We start from the raw sequence: 4488 nt of genomic DNA, 5'->3' as shown, positions 1-4488 counted from the left end.
GGCCACCGGTGCGGCGGGCGGGCGCGACAGCGGTTCGGTCAGGCGCAGGCCCCACCAGGCCAGCCCAGCGATCAGCGCCGCGGCGCCCGCCAGGCTGGCCAGGCGCGGCCAGGACGTGCCCGCGCTCGAGTCGATTCGGAAATTCAGCGCCATGGCGGCAGGCTCCAGGTCATGGGTCAATGCAACAGCAGCACGCGGCGATAGCGCAGCGGCGTCTGCCCCAGCACGCCGCGCGAGATCACCAGCTCCAGCGCCGTGGCCGGCTGCTCGCCCCGCCCCGGCAGCGCCACCCAGCCGCGTCCGGGCGCCCAGGCCCGCACGCTGAAATCCAGCAATTCGTCCAGCACCGGCGTGCCGGTATCCGGCGCGGGCATGGGCAGCGGCATGGCGTCGGTCGGCCGTCCCGCCGTGCGCAGCAGGCGGCCGCCCTGGCGTTCCCAGATCACGCGCTGGCGCGCCTGCGGCTGCCCGGGCGCGCCGCGCACGATGTCGATGCGCGGCGCCGGCGTCTTCATGCCGCTGACATGGATCGCGTCGGGCAGCAGTTGCGGCGCGATGACCGCCGGTTCGGCGTCTTCGGCCCCGGGCGCGGCCGGGGCCTCGGCCGCCGGCGGCTCGGCCAGCACCAGGCTGCGCGCGGCGACATCGCGTTCGAACTGGTCGAAGGCGCGCTGCAGCGCCAGCGCGTCGTCGGTGTGCTGATCGAGCTTGCGGCTGGTCAGCGCCACGCTGTCGATGGCGCGCCAGGAGATGAGGCTGATGATGGCCATGATCATGATGGCGATGATCACCTCGATCAACGTGAACCCGGCCTGGCGTCGCGGCATCATGGAGAGCGGTTCTCGACGATGCCGGACAGCGTGGCCAGGCGCGGCGTCGGGCGATGGTCGAGATAGACCTCGACGGTGACCGTGCGCGCGCCCTCGCGGGCGTCGGTGTAGCGGCTGTAGCACACCAGGGCCAGCGGCCCCTGCGGGCAGGCGGCCTTGTCGCCGCTGGCGGTCAGCGCCGGCGGCGCCAGCTGCAGCTCGATCAGCCGGTTCTGCGCCGACAGCAACGCCAGCGCCCGTTCGCGCAACACGCCGTTGTTGGTCGTCAGCATGCCGGTGGTTCGCATGACGGCCGCCAGCGCCACGCTGACGATGGCCAGCGCGATAAGGATCTCCAGCAACGTGAAGCCGGCCGCGCGCGCCGGGCGGCGCGGCGGCGGGCGGGACGGCTGGCGCGCACGCCGCACGTCAGCGCACCAGGAAGCGGCCGCTGGCATCGCGCTGCACGTCGACCTGGCCCGCCGCGTTGGACAGCGTCAGCCGCCACGGCGGGCCGAACCACTCGGCCGTCAGCAGCACCGGGCCGGCGGGCGATACCCGCACCGGGCCGGCCTGCCAGGGACGCGGCCGCAGCGCCGGATCCCGCGCGAAGTCCTCGATCCTCGTGGCGTCCAGCAGCGGCACCGCACCGTCCAGCGCCCAGGCGCCGCGCACGAAACGGTAGCCGTCCGCGTCGGCCTGCCACGCAATGACGCGGCCATCGCCGCGCGCTTCGCCCTGCGCGGCGGCGAAACTCTCGGCCAGCCGCTGCGCGTCGTCGCGCAGGCGGCGCGCCGGATCGCTGCGGATGCTCAACCCCAGCGCGGCCGTGGCGATGCCCACGATCACCAGCACCACCATCAGTTCGATCAGCGTGAAGCCGCGCTGAGGCGCCGCGCGGCGGCCGGCCCGGGCATGCGGGGCCCGGGGCGAAGACGAGGTTGCGGCCGCGCGCCGTGTCATGCCCGCAACCGCGCCGCCTGGCTCTCGACGTGGCGACAGGCGTCGCGCAGGTGGCGCCGGACGATGCGTCCGGACACGCCATAGCGCGCCGCCACCTCGCTCTGCAGCATGCCTTCGATGCGCACGCCGATGAAGATCTCGCGCTGCTGCCGCGGCATCGCCTCGATCAGGCGCAGCACGCCGCGCATCGAGGAACGGGCCTGCGCGATCCGCTGCGGCCCCGGCGCCGTGTCCTCGATGTCGTCCCAGATCACCTCGGCCGCGCCCGGCAGCCGTTCCGCGCGCAGGCGGTCGATGGCGATGTTGCAGGCCATGCGGAACACGTAGGCGCCGGGATTGAGGACGGCGGGCGCCGGCGCCGCCCCGCCCTCGGCCACGCGCAGCCAGGCGTCGTGCAGGCTGTCCGCGGCCAAGTCCGGGCAACCGAGGTGGCCGCGCAGCGCCTGCATCAGGCGCCCATAGTTCGCCGCCACGAATTCGCCCAGGCAGAGCGGGCGCGGACGCGCCGCCTGCGCGCCGCCCGCGGCGAACTCGTCGCGGCGCCGTCGCGCCGGCGGCGCCGGTTCAAGACACAGGGACATGGCGGCTCTCCGTGGCGGCCCGGCCGCCGGGCGCAAGCGGGCGCCGTCCGGTGCCGGCCGGACGCTGGGCAGCCCGCTTGCGCATTGCCCAATTGGCCGGCGTCAGCAGGCCGTCGTCCAGCGCCTGGCGCAACAGCTCGGCAACGCCGGCGTGGCCCGCGACCGCGTCGAGCTCGTCGTCGAAGGTCGGCGCGCACTCGCAGCCGTTGCCCTCCGACAGGCCGGCGAACCAGCGGAACAACAGGTTGTAGGCGATCTGTTCATGGAAGTACGTCTTGCTGCCGGCGGGATACAGCAGCTGCAGGATGTGGGTGCGGCACAGGATCGCCGCATCCAGCGTCAGCCCGCATTCCAGGCTGGCCTGGCGCAGCAGCGCGGCGTGCGCCCGCAGCGTGTCGTCGATGTGCTCGCGCAACGCCACCAGCGGATGGCGCGGCGGCACGTAGCGGGTCAGCTGGATCTGGCCGATCCAGGTTTCGTGCGACACGACCCAGACCCAGGGAGAACCGTAGCGGGATACCGATACGGGTTGCTGCCTGGCGCAATCGAGCACCTTCGACAATTTGCGGTCCAGCTCGAGCATGCCTACGTTGACGGTCGCCGACATCACGCGCTCCTGGGGCCTGTTGGGCCCATGTCCGGTTTGGCCGCGCTGCGTATGGCGCGGCCTGTACCCCTAAGACGACTCGGCGCGGCGGAACCCGCCAGGTTTTTTATTCAGGACGGATCGCCCGCGCGCGCCACGCCTGCAGCAGCGGGCGGTTCAACGCGATGCCGGTGGCCTGCTCGATCGGCGTGACCGGCGCCCCGTCCAGCGACTGCGCCAGGATGTCGATCATGTCGGCGCTGGCCAGCACCCGTTCCAGCGCCTGGCCGAATTCCTGCGGGCTCCAGATTTCCTGGTCCAGCGACAGGCCAACGAACCAGCGGAACAGCAGGTTGCAGGAAATCTGTTCGTGCAGGCCGGCCTCGGTCTCGACGCCGTAGAGCAGCTGGATCGCCAGCGCCCGCAGCAGCGGCTGCACCTCGATGCGCAGCATGGCGCGGATCGCGGCCGCGTGCAGCCGCGGCTGGCTGGCGGCCACCGCCCGGTCCAGGTGCTCGCGCAGCGCGGCCAGCGGATGGCCGGCCGGATTGAACTCGACCCGACGGGTGTTGCGGGACCAGACCTCGTGCGACACGATCCAGACCCAGGGCGAGCCGTAACGATGCACCGACACGGGATGCTCCCACGCCGAATCCACCACGGCCGACAGATTCTCCTTCAACTCTCGAATACCGATATTCGGTTTACGCGACACGACTGCTCCCCATCGCGCGGACGCGGCATGCGCCCTCGATGGCGGTCATGCGCGGCCTGCCTGTATAGGACGAGATGGGCGGGCCAAACCCGCCACGCGGCCCTCAGCCGAGCAGCACCACGTTGCCCGGCAGATGCGTGGCGGTCAGGCCGAAGGCCTTTTCGATCTGCACCAGCACCTTGTCGGTGTCGCGGATCTCGAAGCGGCCGCTGAGCGCGCTGGCGCCGCGCGCGCCGTCCAGCAGCACCACGCGGCCACGGCGGTAGCGGTTGATCTCGGCCACCACCTCGGCCAGCGGCGTCTGCCGGAACACCAGCGAGCCCTGGCGCCAGGCCGAGGTCTCGGCCGGGTCGATGCGCTGCACCTGGCCCAGTCCCTGCCCGTCGTAGAACAGGCGCTCGCTGGGGCCGAGCAAGGTGGCGCCACCGCCCAGCGCCACGCGCACCGAGCCGGCGATGCAGGTGACGCAGACCGTGCCGCCCAGGTTGCGCAGTTCGAAGCGCGCGCCGCGGGCCTCGGCGCGGCCCTGGCCCGCCATCACCGTAACGGCGGTCGGCGAGGCCAGGCCGTCGAACGCGGCTTCGCCGGCGATCAGCTCGACCCGCACCGCGCCCGGCTGTTCCGAACGCAGCGCGATGCTGGTCTGGGTGTTCATGTCCACCTGCACCCGCTCGCCCAGCCCGAACTGGCGCCGGTCGCCGGTGTCGGTGCGGTAGTCGGCCGACCATTCGTCCCAGGCCGGCCACAGGCGGAACGGCGGCGCCACCACGGCGGCCACCGCCGCGGCGGCCGCGCCGCCCAGGCTGGCGCCCAGGAACGCGCGCCGGCCCCAGC

General features: G+C 73.0%; 7 protein-coding genes. All 7 read right to left on the bottom strand.

The features are described from left to right. Positions 1–176: 176 nt before the first annotated feature. On the bottom strand, positions 177–830 hold the full coding sequence (locus tag H0523_RS31595) for a PulJ/GspJ family protein (RefSeq protein WP_054435516.1): 654 nt from the start codon (positions 828–830) through the stop codon (positions 177–179). Next, positions 827–1267 carry a type II secretion system minor pseudopilin GspI gene (gene gspI, locus H0523_RS31590; RefSeq protein WP_257225193.1) on the bottom strand — a complete coding sequence of 147 codons (441 nt, stop codon included), beginning with the start codon at positions 1265–1267 and terminating at the stop codon, positions 827–829. The genes H0523_RS31595 and gspI overlap by 4 nt, the downstream gene beginning before the upstream one ends. Further along, on the bottom strand, positions 1239–1772 hold the full coding sequence (gene gspH, locus H0523_RS31585; RefSeq protein WP_082404844.1) for a type II secretion system minor pseudopilin GspH: 534 nt from the start codon (positions 1770–1772) through the stop codon (positions 1239–1241). Before gspH ends, gspI begins: the two co-directional genes overlap by 29 nt. After that, on the bottom strand, positions 1769–2353 hold the full coding sequence (locus tag H0523_RS31580; RefSeq protein ID WP_054435523.1) for an RNA polymerase sigma factor: 585 nt from the start codon (positions 2351–2353) through the stop codon (positions 1769–1771). Before H0523_RS31580 ends, gspH begins: the two co-directional genes overlap by 4 nt. Next, positions 2337–2960, bottom strand: a complete 624-nt coding sequence (locus tag H0523_RS31575; protein ID WP_054435526.1) for a transposase — start codon at positions 2958–2960, stop codon at positions 2337–2339. Before H0523_RS31575 ends, H0523_RS31580 begins: the two co-directional genes overlap by 17 nt. A 106-nt stretch (positions 2961–3066) precedes the next feature. Next, positions 3067–3654 carry a transposase gene (locus H0523_RS31570; RefSeq protein ID WP_156350996.1) on the bottom strand — a complete coding sequence of 196 codons (588 nt, stop codon included), beginning with the start codon at positions 3652–3654 and terminating at the stop codon, positions 3067–3069. Positions 3655–3757: 103 nt separating this feature from the next. Next, the coding region (locus tag H0523_RS31565; protein ID WP_180180297.1) for a FecR family protein at positions 3758–4488 on the bottom strand (731 nt) is incomplete at its 5' end.

This window comes from Achromobacter insuavis, from assembly GCF_902859645.1.
In the GTDB taxonomy this organism is placed as follows: domain Bacteria; phylum Pseudomonadota; class Gammaproteobacteria; order Burkholderiales; family Burkholderiaceae_B; genus Achromobacter; species Achromobacter insuavis.
This window is presented reverse-complemented; position numbering and strand designations above follow the sequence as displayed.

Bases quoted from the DNA above. Each gene is read 5' to 3' on its own strand.
- H0523_RS31595 (WP_054435516.1), bottom strand. From the start codon at position 830: ATGATGCCGCGACGCCAGGCCGGGTTCACGTTGATCGAGGTGATCATC.
- gspI (WP_257225193.1), bottom strand. From the start codon at position 1,267: ATGCCAGCGGCCGCTTCCTGGTGCGCTGACGTGCGGCGTGCGCGCCAG.
- H0523_RS31580 (WP_054435523.1), bottom strand. From the start codon at position 2,353: ATGTCCCTGTGTCTTGAACCGGCGCCGCCGGCGCGACGGCGCCGCGAC.
- gspH (WP_082404844.1), bottom strand. From the start codon at position 1,772: ATGACACGGCGCGCGGCCGCAACCTCGTCTTCGCCCCGGGCCCCGCAT.
- H0523_RS31575 (WP_054435526.1), bottom strand. From the start codon at position 2,960: ATGTCGGCGACCGTCAACGTAGGCATGCTCGAGCTGGACCGCAAATTG.